Origin of the sequence: Acinetobacter sp. ANC 4862, assembly GCF_004336635.1 — a bacterium.
Classification (GTDB): domain Bacteria; phylum Pseudomonadota; class Gammaproteobacteria; order Pseudomonadales; family Moraxellaceae; genus Acinetobacter.
Genome location: NZ_SJXH01000027.1, coordinates 1 through 19,307 on the forward strand (window position 1 = coordinate 1; position 19,307 = coordinate 19,307).

Consider the following 19,307-nt stretch of genomic DNA (forward strand, 5'->3'; position numbering starts at 1 on the left):
TTGGGACATTAACAGGGCAATAAACTGATCCCATCGAGAAGCAGATCTGAATTTCTGCCCAACATGATGTTGTTTAGCAAGCCGTTCAAAATCTTGTCGTAAGACTGGTTTAATTAACTGATGAAATACGGTATTCTGATGTGACAAAACCTGAATCCTGGTCGTTAAAGTGTTTGTTTGCACTCATATTTTAACTGTTCGGACTCAGGTTTTTTTATTTAAATCAAACTATGGGACAGCAGTGGCTTTCAGCCTCTTTTTAAATAATCAAAACTTATACTTCTGAAGGATTGGTCAATTCCGTCATCGGCCAACGCGGAGTCGTCGTCACCGACAAACCATCACACTGCCCTGCTTTTAAACGTTGATAACCTGCAAAGGCAATCATTGCGCCATTATCGGTACATAAAGCTGGTTCTGCATAATAAACTTGTGCTTGAATTTTGGCTAAATCTGCTTCCAAACGTTCACGTAAACGTTTATTGGCACTCACCCCACCTGCAATCACCAAACGTTTCAAACCAGTTTGTTTCAGCGCTTTAACGGACTTTTTCACCAAGGTATCCACCAAGGCTTCTTGGAAGGATGCGGCAATATCTGCTTCACGGTTTTGACCTTCAACTTTTTTCAATTGAATTGAAACCGCAGTTTTTAAACCACTGAAAGAAAAGTCTAAACCTTGATGCAACATCGGACGTGGGAAATCAAAGGCTGTTGCGCTGCCTTGCAATGCCAATTTAGAAATATTCGGTCCCCCCGGATAGGCCAAGCCCATCATTTTCGCGACTTTATCAAAAGCCTCACCCGCTGCATCATCAATCGATTCGCCCAGCAATTCATATTGACCAATACCATGCGCTGCCATGAGCTGGGTATGTCCACCAGAGACCAATAAAGCGACAAACGGAAACTCTGGAGGTGTCGCAGATAATAAAGGCGCAAGCATATGACCTTCCATATGATGCACACCAATGGCCGGTTTATTGAGTGCAAATGCCAAGGTACGACCAAATAATGCACCCGTCATTAATGCGCCCATCAAGCCTGGACCACGCGTATATGCAATGGCATCAATTTGTGATTTTTTAATATTACTTTGTTCAAGCAACTGATTCATTAAAGGAATTAATTTTCTGACATGGTCTCGTGAAGCCAGTTCCGGAACAACACCACCATATTCTGCATGCAGTTTAATCTGACTATATAACACCTGTCCTATCAAGCCGACTTCACTGTCATAGAGTGCTAACCCAGTTTCATCACAAGAAGTTTCTAAGCCAAGAACGATCATTAAACTGCCTTTTACCCGTATCTAAATATTGCTAAAGCTATTATAGACTTGTGATATGAGATGTAAATGAGTAAAATACTGTCCTTCACTTGTGATCTAAGGCAATCCTGCCATAGATCTTATCCATAACTTATGAGGATTCTTCATGCCACAAGTTAAATTGAAAGAAGGCGAACCAGTAGACGTAGCTATCCGTCGTTTCAAACGTTCATGCGAAAAAGCTGGTGTTTTAGCTGACGTTCGTAAACGCGAATTCTACGAAAAACCAACTCAAGAACGTAAACGTAAAAAAGCTGCTGCAGTTAAACGCTACCAAAAGAAATTGGCGCGTGAATCTGTACGTACTACTCGCCTTTACTAATTAATTTGTGATTGACTGCCTGGACAAGATAAATGACTACTTTAAAAAACCAAATAACGGACGTTTTGAAAGCAACTATGCGTGCAAAAGAAATGTCGAAGTTAACGGTAATTCGTGGTCTTCAGGCGGCAATTAAGCAAATCGAAATCGATGAGCGCAAAGAGCTTGACGATGTTCAAGTTCTTGCGGTCATTGAAAAGCAAATCAAACAACGTAAAGATTCGATTAAAGCCTACGAAGGTGCTAATCGACAAGACTTAGCTAGTAAGGAACAAGCCGAAATTGAAGTTATTTCTCAATTTCTACCAGCAGCTATGACTGAGGACGAGCTTGATTCTATCATTGCGCAGGCTATTACTGCTCAAGAAGCTACTAGCATGAAAGATATGGGTAAGGTGATGAATTCTCTGCGTCCGCTCATAGCCGGGCGCGCCGATCCTGCACAAGTTTCAGCTAAAATTAAAGCTAAACTTGCATAACCCCACTTCTAGATCATTCTTTCTTTAACGTTGAACTGCCTTTATTCAAAGACAGTTCAGGCGTATGCTCTTCTTATTTCAGATCACACTGAACATTATATTTTTTCAAAATCAGCATTTCTTTTGATAACATCACTTGATGAATCACATCCTGCTTGGTCATCTGTCTAAATTGACGGTCTAAAGAATCCCTGTTTCGATCTGCCGCTTGATACAACTGCTCCACATAATTATCCACGATTCCACAGAATTGAACTTGCTGTTGTGGTGTAAAACTGCTTTGCTGGGCATCCAAACCGCTAAAAAAGTTTCTGGTTTCCTGCTTATACTGTTTAGAAATTTTATCCACGGCTGCCACGTATTGCTCTACACTAGCCAAGGCAACATTTGATGTCGCGCACCCCATCAAAAAACAGGAAAATAATATTTTTTTCATCATTCAATCAATATTGTTCATCGTTAGAAATACAAATGCAGCCTAAGATTATCATATACTTCAAGTTTTTAGATGTAGATTTTATTCATCAATATGCAGAAAAGATGGCTTGTATTGAATATAAGCTTGCTCTGTAGGTGCCGGTAATTCACCCGAAGTCACCGTCCCTAAGCGTAAACGAATAATGCCTGGCAAATCCACCCGATATGAATAAATCGGACTGCCGCATTCCTGACAAAAAACCCGTGCTTTATTCGGACTATGAAAATATTCTTTTAGAAATTTAATTCCACTGCCAATTTCAAATTTGGATTTCTGCAAAGGACTGTTCCAGCCAAAGATTGAGCCTTGAGCCATTTGACAGTCTTTGCAGTAACATATGATGGTTTTTTCAATTTCACCATGATAACGATACTTGACTATTCCACATAAGCATTGACCTTCTATCATGCTTAACTCCTTTTTTTATTATCATTGCAAAATAATCATCTGCAATTAGATTCTTAGCTGACGCTCTTTTTGCATTTCATTAATGCGCATTTTTAATTTTGCAGACAACAGCTCATTATTTTTGACCAAGCGCTGGGCATGTAATAATGATTTAATTGCATTTTCTTCCCAGCCAGACCAATATTCAACTTCTGCCCGATAACGCAATACATTTACCGTTCTAACTGGGGATTGCTGATCGATATTTGCAGCTTGCTGCATCAAGCGCCAGGCCTGAATATCACGAGGATTCTTATTGGAAAAACGCTGAACGAGATTTAATGCTTGTGCAGGTTGTTTTTGGCGAATATAGACTTCCGCCAGCTTGAAAGCCAAAGCTCGATTTTCAGGCATAATTCGTGCGGCAGACTGAATCGCCCTATATGCTTCATCAGTTTTGTTTTGCCCCAAATAAATATCGGTTTGAATCAAAACCAACAAATTATTTAAGCGCTGCTGTGCCTTTGCCTGATCTAAAACTTGCTGAGCTAAAACATAGTCGCCTTGTTTTAGATAAAAAGCGGATAGAGCCAACTGCCCTGCAAAATTTTTACGATTGGCTAAAATCTGTAATTGCTGTTCAGTGGTCTGATTAGAAATTACCCGACTGTACCATTTCAGTATTTCAAAATCTTCATCATGCAAACTTGGTTTTACTCGGGGGAATTGATTGGCGCGTAAACGTGCTTCACTCATCCGTTCTGTACTTAAAGGATGCGTCAACCAAAAGTCTGGCAAAAAACTAACCTTACTGGTTGATCGATCCATGACTTCAAAAAAGTCCGCCATACTTTGTGGGCTATAACCCGCAGTATACATATATTGCATGCCAATCCGGTCAGCTTCACGTTCCTGGTTACGACTGTAATTCAACTGCTTATCCATTAATGCAGCTTGCGAACCTAACATCACCGCCGTACCCACATCACCATCCGCTTGCGAGGCAATCAAAGCACCCACCAAAAGCCCTGCTAAAGTCAGTAAGCCCTGCCCCTTAAAGGCCTCTTGTGAACGACTGTAATGACGTTGTGATACATGTGCAACTTCATGTGCCATCACCCCCGCTACTTCATCCATATTTCGGGCAGAAATCACCATCCCGGTGTTAATGGCAAACAGCCCACCAGGAACAGCAAAAGCATTAATCTGAGGGTCATTGATAATGACCAGGCCTATAGGCTGCCCAAGCTGAGTTTGACTTAAAATATGGGAAAATACACTGACCAATTGATCTTCTAACCATGGATTTTGCAGCACAGGCATTTGTTTTTGAACTTCACGAAATACTTTTTCGCCAATCATTTTTTCTTTTTGTTGGTCAATTAAACCGACTCCACTGCCGATTTCAGGAACATTAAACTGTGGTGTTGAATTCATATTAGCACTGTGTGCCGGCCCCATAACTGAGACCAAACCAATACTGCAAGCTAATAGAAACCGTTTCAATGTTATATTCTCAAACTGCTTTTTTCAATTTATCAGACTATAACATTGAAAATTGGAGGGATTTGCAATGAAGTGTTATCAAATTTTAAGAAAATGAAGCATTCACCACAGAAAGTGGTGTTCGTCCTTCCAGTGCATCAACCAAATTACGATACGCCAGTTCAGCCATTTTTTTACGTGTTTCTGCAGTTGCAGAACCGACATGTGGCAAAGTTACCACATTGTCTAAATTAAACAGCTCTGATTCTTGTAGAGGCTCTTTTGCATAGACATCCAACCCGGCAGCAAAAATTTTACCTGCTTTTAAGGTTTCAATTAAGGCCTGCTCATCTATCACAGAACCACGAGCAATATTCACAAACACCGCATGTGGCTGCATCTGATCAAACTCATGCTGACCGATCAACGCTTTAGATTCTGTATTTAAATCAACAGCGACCACAACAAAATCTGATTGTTGTAATAATTCATCCAGACCGCAATATCTTGCATTTAAAGGTTGTGCCAATTCCAGTTTTTCACGACGATTATGATAAAGAATATTCATATTAAAGCCATAAAAGCCACGACGTGCCACAGCAGCACCAATATTACCCAGACCAACAATGCCTAAGGTTTTGCCAAAAATATCGTGTCCAAATTGAGCTTCAGCTGCTGTACGTTTCCATTGACCTTGCTTGGTCCATTGATCCAAATAAGAAACTTTACGCGCAGCACTCATCAATAAGGTAAACGCTAAATCGGCTGTGGTTTCTGTAAGCACATGCGGCGTGTTAGATAACCAGATTTTTTTCTGATTTAAATAGGTAAGATCGTAGTTGTCATAACCCACGCTAACACTGGAAATAATTTTAAGTTGCTGTGCCGTGTCCAAATTACCCGCATTCAGTAGACGCCCTGCACCAATCATGCCATCTGCATCTTTGACCTGTTCACGGATCTGATGGTTAACATCACCCAATTTTGGATTAATGACTTCAACCTGATATTGAGCTTGTAAACGTTGCAGTATCTCTTGATCTAACTGACTAAAAACAACAACTTTCTTTTTCATGTAGCATCCATGTTTTGGTTGGTTTTTTGCATAAATTGCCATAAGCGTTTTTTTAATAATGGCTGATCCAGCATCTCTTGCAGACCAGCTAAATGCATACTTTTTGAATGATTAAAATAAGGAAATTGCCCTAAAAAAATAATATTTTTATCCGCGCTAATGGCATCTACAAAACCTTGTACATAACTTTCCGCACCGCGACCATCCTGGAAATTCATTAAAGGAAATGGCCACTGCAATTCATAATATTCAGCGCGAAGGGCTTGCTGAATATTATTCCACAGGTGCTGTTGTTCAGCGCTCAGCTCAGTAGCATCAATCACGATGACACAATGTGGCAAACCAAAAGCCTGCAATTGAAAAGCTGCGATGTGTAGCGCAGGTCGTTCCTCAATAACTTGAGGCACAACTTCAGCTTGAACCTCTTTGACAGCCAGGGTTGGCGTTGGCAACTGTTCTGGTCGATCAAGCGTTTTAAGCTGTTCAGTTTTTGGCTGTGGTGGTATGGGTGATTGAGCTTTCGCCACCACAATTTCGCTCAGATATTCGGGTGCGGCTTGATCTCGCCAAATGGATGAAGACGGCATTTTTTGACACGCAGCACCCTTAGGAACCCAGATATCAATTCCTAATGTTGCCAGTATGTCACGCTGATGCCCTATCATCTTTTTTCATCACCCATTGAATGCTTGGTATTCTAACGAGATTACTTGTCTTTTGCTGATCTTTTATTAAAGATTAGTTTAATCATCACTCATCTATAATTTTATCGCAGCTTGTTTATACAATCATCAAACGATTTTTTTTCTGCATTTGTTCAATAATTTCATCCGTTTCAAAACCCAAACGCCAATACAGCAATTCCAGAACATCCAGTTCATCCTGGGTAATAATACGGTCATTCCACAGGCACACTTCGGCAATACCTAAAATACTTAAACGGTCACGTAATAGTAAGCCTGCGATATCATTTAAGATTTCTGCCAAATCAATTGGCTCATCCGAGATTTCGGTATACATCTCCTGCTCTTTTGCAGTCAGGACACGCTTGAGAATCTTTTCACGTACCTCCAGTTGATTCTGGCTATTGATTTGCTGCACATGCAACAAGGCATCTATCAGACGCACAATATGCGGTTTAACTTCTTCCAATGAAGTCGGTGTATGCAATGGCAGAAGATTCAATTCAAATTTCACATATTCAAGCAACAAGGCATCCAGCAATCCAATTTCACCATCTTCTTGAATAATTCGCGCCAGTTTCATTAAAAACTGCCGTGCAATGGTGGCAGGCATTGCCCCAATATTTTTACAGGCTTCACGAAAAATAGAAATATGAACACGACCGTCTAAATTGAGTAATGAATCAACAATTGCCCGACTCACTTCCGCATCTGCCGGAATAAATTCACGATACTGTCGAATCATTAAAATCGACACCATTACTTCTCGCGAACCGGTTGCCGTCTGTAATGCCCGCTGTATTAATTCAGGGCGCCGCATATTATTTCGAATTTCTGGATTTAAAGGTTTAATTGCATCATTAATTGCAAAACTAATCGGTGATAAACGTAACAGCGGAAGCGGTTGGGGTGAACTCCACGGTGAATATATTTCACTATTCACTTCATCCAGTGACCGGAACAAACTAAATAGCGGCTGATTACGTAATTTTTTTAAATTTTCGAGCTGTAAATCCTGCACCAAACCTGGGTTCAGCTCATAAATACGCTGTTCAATACTGGGATGGATATTCATCCAGTTTTGTGGACTTAAAGAATTGGCAAAGCACATATGAGAAATGGATTCCGCATATTCACTGTGAATTTGAGAACCGGAATGATGCACATAAATTCTTAATAGCGTTTGCACATTGGCATCATTCTGAATCAGACGCCTGGTCTTTTGATCATTTTTAAATGTCCGCCCACCCAATGAAATATATTTAATAAATCGAGTGATTAAAACACCCAGACTTCCAATCAACCAAATCACCCCACCCATCGCAACAAAGGAAGTGGCAAATTTATGCGTACGTGCTTGACCATGCTTGGTAAAGCCCAGTTTGGCAATTTTACTGCCCCACTGGCTAAAAGTGGTGAGACTACTATAAAGAATTTTTAGACGGGTATTTTCTGCCGTTTCACCGGATAAAATTTTATTAAACTCATGGATTAACAAACCATAAAGTTCCAATTCATCTAAATTTTGTAATGCACCCCAAGTCAGAATAATCACAATATCACGCGGATAAAAACCTGCCGTGAGAGCATTTACGCCCACTTCATTGGGAAGTACATAGACTGCGGGGGTATCTATTAAAAAGGTATCTGCCAATTGTTCAGTGATTTTGAGTGCAAGACTTTCTTCAGGAATACTTTCAATTAAGCTTAAGCGACGTGCACCCAACTGTTTTGCCAGCGAATGCCCACCGGAACGAAATACATAAAATTCATACAGGACGGAAATCGCCATCACACTCAGCAACAGCACGATTAAATAAGGGCTCAAAGCATGCCAAAAAACAGACTGGGTAGGATCAAGATAAAATACCCACAACCCCGCAATCGTATTTAAAATGAATAGTGTGAGCAACACCGCAAGCACACAAATACTCGCAGACCAAACCATATTTTTGTTTTGAATAAAAGAATAACCCGCACTATTCAATGTGAAGATCCTTTATCACCTTGTATTTGTTCACTCATCATAAATTAAAAAAGCGGGAAATTCCCGCTTTTCATAGAATTAAGAAGAATTTTATCCCTCTTTCACTCCAGTCAGATCAACCGATGCAGCATCAATATTCACATCAATATAACCACCAACGGCTTTTTTTGCAGAATCATTGCGTTTGCGCTCAAGCTCATCCAGATAAGCCGCATCAATTCCACCCGCTACATACACACCATCAAAAACTGAACAATCAAATTCTTGCAGTGCAGGTACTTTACTGGTACGTACTGCACCTTTTAAATCTTCCAAATCCTGGAAAATCAAACGGTCGGCACCAATAATTTCACGAATTTCTTCAACACTACGACCCGATGCAATCAGCTCATCTTTCGCAGGCATATCAATACCGTACACGTTTGGATATTTCACCATCGGTGCAGCTGAAGCAAAGAATACTTTCTTCGCACCGGCATCACGCGCCATCTGAATAATCTCGTTACAGGTCGTACCACGAACAATCGAGTCATCAACCAGCAAAACATTCTTGCCCTTAAACTCAAGTTCAACCGGGTTCAATTTTTGACGAACTGATTTTTCACGTTGTTTCTGACCCGGCATAATGAAGGTACGTCCGATATAACGGTTCTTCATAAAGCCTTCACGGAATTTAACGCCCAAGATATTGGCAAGTTCCAAAGCTGAAGTACGCGAGGTATCTGGAATTGGAATCACCACATCAATATCGTGTTCTTCACCCCACTCACGCGAAATTTTATACGCGAGTTTTTCACCCATCTTCAAACGTGCTTTATAAACTGAAATGCCATCAATGATTGCATCTGGACGTGCAAAATAGACATATTCAAAGATACAAGGACGATATTCAGGATTTTCCGCACATTGCTTGGTGAACATTTCACCTTCTGAAGTAATGAAAATTGCTTCACCCGGTTCAATATCACGTTCCACTTTAAAGCCTAAAGCAGTAATTGCCACTGATTCAGAAGCAATAATATATTCCATGCCTTTTTCAGTTTCACGCGAACCATAAATCAGTGGACGAATACCGTTTGGATCACGGAAACCCACCAGACCATGCCCAGTAATCATCGCCACAACGCCATAAGCACCTTTACAACGCTCATGTACTCGTGAAACCACCTGAAAAACATCTTCTGCAGTTGGATTCAGCTTGCCACTTTTTTGCATTTCATGCGCAAAAACGTTTAGAAGCACTTCAGAATCTGAATCGGTATTCATATGACGAAGATCTGTTTTGAACAAATCATCATGAATTTCTTCAGCGTTGGTCAAGTTACCGTTGTGCGCCAAGGTAATACCATAAGGCGAATTCACATAAAACGGCTGTGCTTCCGCACTGCTTGAAGAACCTGCAGTTGGATAACGCACATGACCAATACCGTAATTACCTAGCAGTGCACGCATGTGACGCGTATGAAAGACGTCTCGTACCATACCGTTGTCTTTACGCAGGAACAAACGCCCTTCATGACAAGTTACTATTCCGGCTGCATCCTGACCACGATGCTGTAACATCGTTAATGCATCAAACAACATTTGGTTAACAGGTGATTTACCAGCTATACCAACTACTCCACACATAGCAACCTCGCAAACAAGCTAGGATTAATAAAAAGGATTATTTGTTGATTCATCTGTACGCGCTGCATGCTTCGGCGTTTTATCAGACGATGAGTCGGAAGATGTCGGCGCACCTTCATCGGACTTGATATGGTTGAGCGCTCCATGTGCGGCTTCTTTAGAAAGCTCGGCGGCCCATGGTGCATAAGGGATCAGGAGTTGTACAAATTTAGACTGTTTCCAGTGCGGAGAACTTTCCACCCAAGGACCAATGCCCTGCATGGTAATAAGTACAATCATTAAGCCCTTTAAAGAGCCAAAAGCACCACCTGCCAATCTGTTGAGGGGGCCAAGTTTTAGACTCTTTAATATCTTGTTGAGGAATGCAGTAATAACCCAGGTTAACACCACCATGACCAATACAATAAATGCAAAAGCTGCAATTTTTTGTACTACTGGATCTCCACTGAGTGAGACCATCGAAGGTGCCAGGATGGTTGCGTATTTTGCACCGATGATGAGTGCAAAAATCCATCCTACCAAGTTCGCAAAGGCTGAAACCAATCCTTGTCGCAAACCGTTTAGCCCTCCAATGAGCAAAATAATCAGTATGAAGATATCCAATGTATTCATGGTGTATTTAGCGCATCAACACAATCTTTAACCAGTGTTGGACCTGTATAGATGAGGCCACTATAAATTTGTACAAGGCTTGCACCAGCAGCTTGTTTTGCAACTGCCTGCTCACCTGACAAAATACCGCCGACACCAATCAATGGAATTTGACCTTTCAATGCTTTTGAAAATGCTGCAAGACAAGCGGTACTTTTTTCAAAGACTGGCGCACCAGACAAGCCACCCGCTTCATTACCATGCTTGAGATTTTCCACGCCTTCACGTGACAAAGTGGTATTAGTCACAATCAAACCATCAATTTTAAACTGGATCAATTGCTTTGCAATAAATTCGATATCTTCAGGAGTTAAATCTGGAGCAACTTTAAGCACCAAAGGTACATAATGCTGATGTTCTTCAGCCAGTTCAAGCTGACGCTTTCTTAATGTTTCCAGCAATTCTGTCAGTGCATCACCGCTTTGCAGGCTACGCAAATTTTTAGTATTCGGTGATGAAATATTAACAGTGATATAAGATGCGTAGTTATAGACTTTTTCCAGACAGATCAGATAATCATCAACTGCATTTTCAACCGGAGTATCGGCATTTTTACCGATATTAATTCCCAAGATGCCTTTGAATTTTGCAGCTTTGACATTTTCAATCAGTTTGTCTACCCCGTCATTATTAAAACCCATACGGTTAATAATGGCTTTGGCTTCAGGTAAACGGAATAAACGGGGATGCGGATTGCCCGCTTGTGGACGCGGTGTAATGGTTCCAATTTCAATAAAACCAAACCCCAGTCCAGCCAGGGCATCAATATAAGCGCCATTTTTGTCTAAGCCGGCAGCCAAACCCACTGGATTGGGAAATTGAATCCCCATACAAGTGACGGGTTTAGAGGCAATGCTTTGACGCATCATGCCCATGCGATGAGCTGATTTCAATAACGATAGTGTCAGCTCATGTGCACGCTCTGGTGCTAAAGAAAACAACAAAGGGCGGGCAAGAGAATACAACATATCTGTAAAAGTCTACTGCTTTTTAAGTCGCCATATTATAGGCATAGCCCATAGAAAACACCATGCTTAGCAGATCTTTATTTTTACCCATTATTGCACTGTCGCTGTTAATTTAATCTGACCCGCCTCAGAAATTAGCTCTATTTTCTCAAGACTTAGTCCCAGCTGAGCCAATTGGGTTAAAAAATTTGCCAAAATGGCATAATTTTCATGTGCTGCCACAATTTGAATTTGCTCACCTGCTTGCTGTGATGCAACCGATAACCCTTGCTGCTGGGCAACACGTTGCACTTTATCTGCCGCACTTAACTGCAAATCATCCGCAGGTTTCATGGTCACGGCATTACTTTGCATCCAGACCATCATGTCTTTTAAATCATTGACCCGATTTTGCTGCTTGTTGGCCGCTGCATGCATGAACCAAAGTGCCGAGCCAATGGCCGCAACCAGAACAAAAATGGTGGTAAAAATCACCAGATAGCGTTCACGCACAGACAACCGATCTAAGTAATCTGTGATTTTTTCTATCGATTGATCAATCGAGCTTTGCAGTTTTTCTGATGTTTTCATTATTGTATTTTCACCAATCCAATTGCACCGGTGCCATTCGGCTGAATATTGCCTAATTCAACTTTAAACCCTTGCTGATTCAGTTGTTGGGTTAAAGTTTGCAATGCCGTAGCAGAATTGGCTTTCAGTTCCATATTTAAAACTGAAGCATCGTAGTTGATACGATTGGCCACAATTTGATTTTGCATTAAAACTGGCCCCACCCGGCTGAGTAACTGCAAGGCTTGAGTGTTGGCACTTTTATTCAAGCGTACATGACTTTCAAACTGACTTTTTAAATTCTGCTCAGTGACACGGCTACTCTGCCCAAACCAGTATTTATATTGCTCAATCGCTTGTAACGCAGTCTGATCTGCCACTTTTCTATATTTATACCAGCGTGTTGCATCATAGCTAAATTGAATCATTAAAGCCGCGAGCAACACAGCAGCACATGCTTTCCAATACCCTGCTACAGCAGTGCTGTTTTTCGCTTTCGGCAAAATATTAAAAGGATGAGCTTTGGCTTTTTTTAAGATAGGAACTTCGTAATGAAAAAATTCTATCTGCTCATGCGTGACCATGGCTTCAAGGCTTTGCATTTGTTCAGCAGTAAAATTGCTAATTTTATAAGATTGACCCTGAGGCTGATAATCTAAAAATAAGGCTAAATCATCAACCGAATTTCCCATAAATTCATTTTCACGGACCAGCAAACGCCCCGATACATTGGCAATGATGGCTTGACCTGCGTCAGGAATGGGTAAAATCAGAAAGTCTGGCAATAAGGAAATGACTTTGACCGGAATCAAGCTCAAGGCATGTTGTAGCATTTCCACTGTGCTATTTGCCACACCCAAAATGACCAGCTGATCTGGATTTTGAAAATGATGCAATACCTTCATTGAATCAATGGGTAAAACCACAAATTCTTCTAATAGATATTTAACCCCTTCCACACCCAATTTTTTATATTGTGATTTGGCTAAAGCCTGTTGCAGCATTTGCACATCACGGCTCGGAAAAAACACGATGGCTTCTTCACCATGATGGGCTTGCGTCTCTTGAATCAAATGCTCAAGACTAGAGGCTGGATACCAGCTCTCTCCAGTCGACCATTGCCAAACCCCACTGGCTTCAGGCATCCATAAATACAACATTAATGTTTTTCTGCCATTTTAATTAATATGTTATGTGTTTGGAATAAAACTTTTTAACTGTGTTGATAATCCAACAGCAATGACTGCTTGCTCGTAAATACGCGCTTCAGCCAGAGCATACGGATGGAACGGCTCGGCTGTCAACAATGATGAAATATGCGCCACTACATTCATATGACACACCACAACAATCGACTCATAAGGCAACTGCGACAACCATTCAACTGCTGATTTCGCATCATCTTCAGGTTTAATCTTATTACACACCAGCACAGGTACATCATTAAAATAATGTTGCAGATGCGCCAAAGTCTCTTGTGCACGCAATAAAGGACTCACCACAAATACATCGGGTTGAATCATGTCCTTTAAATACTCTGCAGTTTGTTGCGCCTGTTTATGCCCTCGCTTGGTTAATGGACGTTTGTCATCATTTCCATTGACTGCAGGAGAGGCTTCACCATGACGGACTAAAGTGAGTTGCATAAAATTTCCTTATTTTCAATATGCAGCAATTATAACCCAGCTTTATGACAGAGCTTATTTATTCAAATATTTGAAATTACACTTCATGGTGTGGCAAAACAAATTCCACATCACTACGATGCCCATTTTTCATCAGTGAAAGTGCAATGCTTAAAGGCGGTGCGCCTTCAAAAATCACATCATATAAAGCACTGGTAATTGGCATATACACATCCAATTCTGCTGAACGGCTGCGTACCTGAATAATGGTATTAATCCCTTCTGCCGTTTGACCCAATTCTTTGGTTGCCTGTTCCAGACTTTTACCAGAACCCAAAGCAAAACCAACCTGATAGTTACGGCTGAGCGGGCTATTACAGGTAGCAAATAAATCACCAACACCAGATAGACCCAGGAAAGTCAGCGGATTTGCACCCAGTTTCACTGCAAAACGACTCATTTCGGCTAGTGCACGGGTTAAAATCATACTCTTGGTATTTTCACCCACTTTATAGGCAGCAGCCATACCCATTGCAACGGCATAGATATTTTTCAATGCACCACCAAGTTCCACACCATGTACATCATCACTGGCAAACACACGGAATAATGCGCTGTGTAAAGCCTGTTGTACTGCATAACGCACCAGTTCAGACTGGCTTGCAATCACCGTACCCGCGGGTTGTCCTGCCATAATTTCTTTGGCTAAATTCGGCCCAGAAAGTACACCATAAGGCACTCCAGGTAATTCTTCACGAATAATATCACTCATAAAACTAAAGGTTTTTGCTTCAATGCCTTTGGTTAAAGAAATGACCGCCTGTGAAGTAATGAATGGTTTAATTTGTTTCAGCACATCACGAAAAGAATGGCTGGGGATTGCCACTAAAATAATGTCACGATTACAAACAGCTGTTTCTAAATCAGTCACCGCTTTCAAACCGGACTCTAAAGTAAAATCGGGTAGATAACGTTTATTGACATGGGTTTGATTAATTTCTGCTGCAGCAACCTCATCACGAATCCAGATCATGGTATCGCAACCATTACGCACTGCTGTATTTGCCATCGCAGTACCGAAACTACCACCACCTAAAACTGTTACCCGTAACGCCGTTTTTTGATCAACTGAAACAGGTTCAACAAGATCCGAAAAATTCAACTCTGACATTATTTTTATATCTCAACTCAGTATTTAATGACTCAGTATTCAATAAAGTTATTTATTCCAATAACTCACATAATTTTGGCTATTTATTTCTGCACGTGCAGGAATTGCTTTTGCTGCAGTTCCAATATAAATAATTCCAGAAATTAAATCATCTTCTGCAAGACCTAAAGCCTGTTTAAATAACTTCGACTCAATTACAGCACCACTTCGCCACATGGTTGAAAAACCCTGCACTTGGAGCGACAACAAAAAGTTTTGTATTGCCGCACCGGTACTTAAGGTTTGTTCAAAATTAGGAACTTTGGGATGTGGCTGAAATTGAGTCAAGGCCAAAACCAAAAGTGGCGCACGAAATGGATGGTTTTTAACCCGATCTAACTGAGTCTGATCTGTTTCCCCTAAATCCGCCAAAGCTTTAGACAACAATTCACCAAAAGCTTCACGTTGATCCGCTGAAATCACCACAAAACGAGTCGGCTTTAAACGGTGATGATCAGGTGCAGTCAATGCAGCTTGAAAAGCTTTTTCCAACTGTTCTGCATTTGGCGCAGGCTCAACTAAATGACCAATCGACTGACGTTGATGAATATTAAAATGAACCATATCTACCGCTGAATCAGTCATTAACTTCTATATCTGTGTACTAAAATATTTCATTAAGATTAGCATATTCTTATTCCGATACTCTAGAGCAATTAGGCAATGCCCTCCACTCAATTCCAGCCTGATATGGGATGGCAATCACAGAGGAACCATATAAAACTGCATATTTCATACAAGTCTTTCAAAAAGCATCCAAAAAGTTATGCTCAAATGTTTTTTATTCTTTTTAAAACAAATCAGGGGAAAAAGATGAATAAAGTTTTTCTACTCTCTTCCACAGTTGCGGTTGCTCTTGCCTTAACTGCATGTACATCCAATCCAACAACATCATTAGCCATTCAAAAACAAAATAATCAGTATGAAGTGACCGGTGTAGGTAAAAGTAGTCTCATTTCTAAAAATAATGCGATTACTGCTGCCAACAATACCTGCGGCAAAAAGGCCACTCCAGTCGTGATTGATGAAAAAACTGAATACAATGGTGCTTTAAAAGGTGTTGTTGATGAAAAAACTGGACAAATGATTCAGGCTGCAACCAGCGTTCTAGGTACTATAGCAGGAAAAAGTGGCAGTCTAGCTCGGGATGATGACTACCAAACAGTTCTAACATTTACTTGCCGGGCAAACTAAATATCTAAATGATAAGTTTATGTCATTACATCAATAAGATATGATGTTTTGAGCACACAAAGAAAAGCCGCTTTAAATAAGCGGCTTTTCTTTTATATTTTATTTACTATCAAAATTAACAATAACCTTCCATACGGGTTAAAGGTAGTTTTTGACCAATGGCTTTTTCAATTTCTGGAAGATAGAACGCATCATCTTCAGACAAGAAACTAATACTGACACCCCGTGTACCAGCACGACCGGTACGACCGATACGGTGTACATAATCATCTGATTGTTCAGGCAAAGTAAAGTTTATCACATGTGAAACACCATCCACATGAATACCACGACCGGCAACATCGGTTGCAATCATAATATTATGTTGGCCATTTTTAAATTGATCGAGCATTTTGGTACGCTTGTCTTGTGCAATTTCACCGGACAACATCACGACTTTATAACCATCTCTTTTTAAATGATCATACAGTTTACGCACCTGATCACGACGATTGGCAAAAATCATGACTTTTTCAATCGGTTCATCGCGCAAAATTTCTTGCAACAATTTATATTTATCTGTTTTTGCAACCATGTAAACACGTTGCTCAACGTCTGCATTGGTTTTCTTTTCTGGCTCAATTTCAACAGTCACGGGTTCAAACAACCATTGTTGCGCCAAATTTAAAACATCATAGCTAAAGGTTGCAGAGAACATGAGCGTTTGACGCTGTTCTTTACGCGGTGAATAACGCACAATTCGTTTTACCGATGGAATAAATCCCATATCCAGCATACGGTCCGCTTCATCAATCACTAAAAATTCGATTTGATCCAGCCACACTTCTTTTTGTTCTACAAAATCAATTAAACGACCGGGTGTCGCCACAATAATATCGACAAATTGTTTATCCAGTTGTGCTTTTTGCTTATCAAAATCAACACCACCCAACAAGGTAACCACATGCAAATCGGTAAATTTGGTTAACTCTTTAGCATCACTTTCAATTTGTAAAGCCAACTCACGTGTTGGAGCAAGAATTAACGCACGTGCTTCACCACGAAAACGTTGTTCTTTAATCGGATTATTGAGCAAATCATTAATCACACTGACCAAGAAAGCGGCTGTTTTCCCGGTACCTGTCTGTGCACGACCAATGGCATCGTGTCCAGCCAAAGTAAATTTTAAAACCTTTTCCTGAATCGGTGTCATTTCTTTGAAACCTAAAGCATCAATAGCTTGTTTAAGTTTCGGATGTAAATTTAAGGTTTCAAAACCAGATGACATATAAATGCGCTCTAACTTAATAATCAGGAAAATTGTAGCCTATTATAAACAAAAACGCCCCAAATTACATTGGGGCGTTCTCATGAATAATCAGGCGATTAGTCTAAAGGTTGTACTTCTTCAGCTTGGAAGCCTTTTTGACCTTTAACTACGCTGAATTCAACACGTTGGCCGTCACGAAGTGAACGGTGACCGTCACCTTGGATAGCGCGGAAATGAACGAATACGTCATCGCCACCGTTACGTTGAATAAAGCCGAAGCCTTTAGTGTCGTTGAACCATTTAACTACGCCTTGTTCACGAGCTGTCATAAGTTAATCCTCATTGTATTTAATAGAAGGACCACCCGGTGTTGCAAACAGCAGAGTAAACAAGGTTTAAAAATATTTATTATTTCTAAGCTTGTAATCATTCTGTATTACTATTAACAAAATCCCGGTTACATCCATTTTAATATTCAACTTTAAGACAAATTTAACAGTGTCATTAATTTGAATACGCGACGAGCTTACCACGGGTTTATAACAATTCATACTGTTTTTTTTGAATAATTTTCCTTTTGATTGAGTTTTATTTTACTAATTATTTATCTATTTTATATCAGTACTTTTTATGTTGAGATTATATAATTTCATTTAGCTTTGGCACCAAATTTGCTAACATTTCAGAACGTTTTGTCAGAAATTTAATGAGATGAATGATCTAGCCAATCCAGCGATTATCATAGATGCAATGGGCAAACCTTGCCCCATGCCATTATTGATGCTTAAGCGAGCGATCAAGAATAAATCAGATCATCTATTTTTATTAAAATCTTCAGATCCGCATAGTCAGCAAGATGTAACTCGCTATTGCCAAATGCATCAATTGAAATGCAATATGACAAAAATAACTGATACTGAATATCACTACTTAATTGAATCTTAATTATTTTCAATTAAACTAGAACTTTTCAAATTTGCATAAAAAATTACATTTCTCTACCCAATATTCCTTATTTCAGGAAAATATTGGATTAAGATAAAATTTAAGTGGTTATGTCATCCATTCTGAAGGAGAACACATGAGTGACAGCAGCAATCAATTGATGCCCCTGTCATTATCGGCGCCAGGGGTAAATCTCGGTGCTTATATAAGTACTGTCAATCAGATTCCTATTTTAACGGCTGAACAAGAAAAAGAGTTAGCCGAACGGTATTATTACGACCAAGACCTAGACGCTGCAAAAATGCTGGTCATGTCTCATTTGCGTTTTGTGGTCCATATTGCACGTAGTTATGCCGGCTATGGTTTGCCACAGGGCGACCTGATTCAGGAAGGCAACCTGGGCTTAATGAAAGCGGTTAAACGTTTTGACCCGACTATGGGTGTGCGTTTGGTCTCTTTTGCCGTGCATTGGATTAAAGCTGAAATTCATGAATATGTGATTCGTAACTGGCGTATTGTTAAAATTGCGACCACCAAAGCGCAACGTAAACTCTTCTTTAACTTACGTAGCTTAAAAAAATCGAGTAAAAAGCTGACACTCGAAGAAGCAAAATCGATTGCCAATGACTTAAATGTAACACCAGAACAAGTCCTGGAAATGGAAGGCCGTTTAACCGCATACGATGCAGCATTTGAAGCTCAGGGTGATGACGATGATGAAGGTTCAACGCATGTCGCACCGGCTTTATATTTAGAAGATAATCGTTACGATCCAGCACGTTTAGCTGAAGAAGAAGACTACGAGCAACAAAGTACTTCTGCCCTGCATAGTGCAATGGATCAGCTGGATGACCGTTCACGCAACATTTTGCAGCGCCGTTGGCTAGATGATGAAAAATCAACGCTGCATGAATTGGCAGCTGAATATAATGTGTCTGCGGAACGTATTCGTCAGTTAGAAAAAAATGCCATGGAAAAAATTAAAGTCGCAATGTCTTCTAACTAAGCTATTGGACTCATTTTATTCGTTTTTAAAGAAAGGGCTGCGTGCCCTTTTTTAT

Annotated in this window: 23 protein-coding genes; 5 read left to right on the forward strand and 18 right to left on the reverse strand. The window is 40.3% G+C overall.

Features of this window, described 5'->3' with window-relative positions; genetic code table 11:
* Both E0409_RS11645 and tsaD read right to left on the reverse strand, forming a co-directional pair.
* Positions 1–147 (reverse strand): DUF4372 domain-containing protein (locus E0409_RS11645; protein WP_131291068.1); only part of this gene is annotated, 147 nt, incomplete at its 3' end.
* Positions 148–274: 127 nt separating this feature from the next.
* Entirely contained in the window at positions 275–1,291 is a 1,017-nt protein-coding gene (gene tsaD / locus E0409_RS11650; protein WP_131291070.1) for a tRNA (adenosine(37)-N6)-threonylcarbamoyltransferase complex transferase subunit TsaD, read from the reverse strand.
* A 145-nt stretch (positions 1,292–1,436) separates the two neighbouring features.
* On the opposite strand from tsaD, the gene rpsU reads away from it, so the two are divergent.
* Together rpsU and E0409_RS11660 are read left to right on the forward strand one after the other, a co-directional pair.
* Complete coding sequence (gene rpsU, locus E0409_RS11655; protein WP_001136722.1) at positions 1,437–1,652, forward strand: 30S ribosomal protein S21; 216 nt, start codon at positions 1,437–1,439, stop codon at positions 1,650–1,652.
* 32 nt (positions 1,653–1,684) lie between these two features.
* A complete protein-coding gene (locus tag E0409_RS11660) occupies positions 1,685–2,131 on the forward strand; it encodes a GatB/YqeY domain-containing protein (RefSeq protein ID WP_131291072.1) in 447 nt (148 codons plus the stop codon).
* Between the two features lie 73 nt (positions 2,132–2,204).
* Here E0409_RS11660 and E0409_RS11665 read toward each other — a convergent pair whose 3' ends face one another.
* The 14 genes from E0409_RS11665 to E0409_RS11730 all read right to left on the reverse strand — a co-directional run bounded on the left by E0409_RS11665 (position 2,205) and on the right by E0409_RS11730 (position 15,443).
* Positions 2,205–2,567: a hypothetical protein gene (locus E0409_RS11665; RefSeq protein WP_131291074.1), complete on the reverse strand. Its 363-nt coding sequence runs from the start codon at positions 2,565–2,567 to the stop codon at positions 2,205–2,207.
* 81 nt (positions 2,568–2,648) lie between these two features.
* Positions 2,649–3,017, reverse strand: a complete 369-nt coding sequence (locus E0409_RS11670) for a GFA family protein (protein ID WP_131291076.1) — start codon at positions 3,015–3,017, stop codon at positions 2,649–2,651.
* Positions 3,018–3,062: 45 nt separating this feature from the next.
* Positions 3,063–4,502: a M48 family metalloprotease gene (locus tag E0409_RS11675; RefSeq protein WP_131291078.1), complete on the reverse strand. Its 1,440-nt coding sequence runs from the start codon at positions 4,500–4,502 to the stop codon at positions 3,063–3,065.
* Between the two features lie 85 nt (positions 4,503–4,587).
* Positions 4,588–5,556 (reverse strand): 2-hydroxyacid dehydrogenase, encoded by a 969-nt coding sequence (locus E0409_RS11680; RefSeq protein ID WP_131291080.1) that lies wholly within the window; start codon positions 5,554–5,556, stop codon positions 4,588–4,590.
* Complete coding sequence (locus tag E0409_RS11685) at positions 5,553–6,221, reverse strand: hypothetical protein (protein ID WP_131291082.1); 669 nt, start codon at positions 6,219–6,221, stop codon at positions 5,553–5,555. Before E0409_RS11685 ends, E0409_RS11680 begins: the two co-directional genes overlap by 4 nt.
* Before the next feature lie 115 nt (positions 6,222–6,336).
* The gene (locus E0409_RS11690; RefSeq protein ID WP_131291145.1) at positions 6,337–8,187 is read right to left on the reverse strand and encodes a M48 family metalloprotease; all 1,851 of its coding nucleotides are present in this window, start codon (positions 8,185–8,187) and stop codon (positions 6,337–6,339) included.
* 129 nt (positions 8,188–8,316) lie between these two features.
* Positions 8,317–9,855: an amidophosphoribosyltransferase gene (gene purF, locus E0409_RS11695; RefSeq protein WP_131291084.1), complete on the reverse strand. Its 1,539-nt coding sequence runs from the start codon at positions 9,853–9,855 to the stop codon at positions 8,317–8,319.
* A 24-nt stretch (positions 9,856–9,879) separates the two neighbouring features.
* Positions 9,880–10,467: a CvpA family protein gene (locus tag E0409_RS11700; RefSeq protein ID WP_131291086.1), complete on the reverse strand. Its 588-nt coding sequence runs from the start codon at positions 10,465–10,467 to the stop codon at positions 9,880–9,882.
* Complete coding sequence (locus E0409_RS11705) at positions 10,464–11,474, reverse strand: quinone-dependent dihydroorotate dehydrogenase (RefSeq protein ID WP_131291088.1); 1,011 nt, start codon at positions 11,472–11,474, stop codon at positions 10,464–10,466. Before E0409_RS11705 ends, E0409_RS11700 begins: the two co-directional genes overlap by 4 nt.
* A gap of 90 nt (positions 11,475–11,564) precedes the next feature.
* Positions 11,565–12,044 carry a type II secretion system protein M gene (locus E0409_RS11710; protein WP_131291090.1) on the reverse strand — a complete coding sequence of 160 codons (480 nt, stop codon included), beginning with the start codon at positions 12,042–12,044 and terminating at the stop codon, positions 11,565–11,567.
* Positions 12,044–13,183, reverse strand: a complete 1,140-nt coding sequence (gspL, locus tag E0409_RS11715) for a type II secretion system protein GspL (protein WP_131291091.1) — start codon at positions 13,181–13,183, stop codon at positions 12,044–12,046. The genes E0409_RS11710 and gspL overlap by 1 nt, the downstream gene beginning before the upstream one ends.
* Positions 13,184–13,213: 30 nt before the next feature.
* Entirely contained in the window at positions 13,214–13,669 is a 456-nt protein-coding gene (gene sixA / locus E0409_RS11720; protein ID WP_131291093.1) for a phosphohistidine phosphatase SixA, read from the reverse strand.
* A 76-nt stretch (positions 13,670–13,745) separates the two neighbouring features.
* Entirely contained in the window at positions 13,746–14,819 is a 1,074-nt protein-coding gene (locus E0409_RS11725) for an NAD(P)H-dependent glycerol-3-phosphate dehydrogenase (protein ID WP_131291095.1), read from the reverse strand.
* A 48-nt stretch (positions 14,820–14,867) separates the two neighbouring features.
* On the reverse strand, positions 14,868–15,443 hold the full coding sequence (locus E0409_RS11730) for a nitroreductase family protein (protein ID WP_131291097.1): 576 nt from the start codon (positions 15,441–15,443) through the stop codon (positions 14,868–14,870).
* A 228-nt stretch (positions 15,444–15,671) separates the two neighbouring features.
* Between E0409_RS11730 and E0409_RS11735 the strand changes: the two genes are divergently transcribed.
* Positions 15,672–16,052 carry a hypothetical protein gene (locus E0409_RS11735; protein ID WP_131291147.1) on the forward strand — a complete coding sequence of 127 codons (381 nt, stop codon included), beginning with the start codon at positions 15,672–15,674 and terminating at the stop codon, positions 16,050–16,052.
* A gap of 115 nt (positions 16,053–16,167) precedes the next feature.
* Here E0409_RS11735 and rhlB read toward each other — a convergent pair whose 3' ends face one another.
* On the reverse strand, positions 16,168–17,319 hold the full coding sequence (gene rhlB / locus E0409_RS11740; RefSeq protein ID WP_131291099.1) for an ATP-dependent RNA helicase RhlB: 1,152 nt from the start codon (positions 17,317–17,319) through the stop codon (positions 16,168–16,170).
* A gap of 98 nt (positions 17,320–17,417) precedes the next feature.
* On the reverse strand, positions 17,418–17,630 hold the full coding sequence (locus tag E0409_RS11745; protein WP_004648643.1) for a cold-shock protein: 213 nt from the start codon (positions 17,628–17,630) through the stop codon (positions 17,418–17,420).
* 382 nt (positions 17,631–18,012) lie between these two features.
* On the opposite strand from E0409_RS11745, the gene E0409_RS11750 reads away from it, so the two are divergent.
* Positions 18,013–18,246, forward strand: a complete 234-nt coding sequence (locus tag E0409_RS11750) for a sulfurtransferase TusA family protein (RefSeq protein WP_131291101.1) — start codon at positions 18,013–18,015, stop codon at positions 18,244–18,246.
* A 136-nt stretch (positions 18,247–18,382) separates the two neighbouring features.
* Entirely contained in the window at positions 18,383–19,252 is an 870-nt protein-coding gene (rpoH, locus tag E0409_RS11755) for an RNA polymerase sigma factor RpoH (RefSeq protein WP_131291104.1), read from the forward strand.
* Positions 19,253–19,307: the final 55 nt, after the last annotated feature.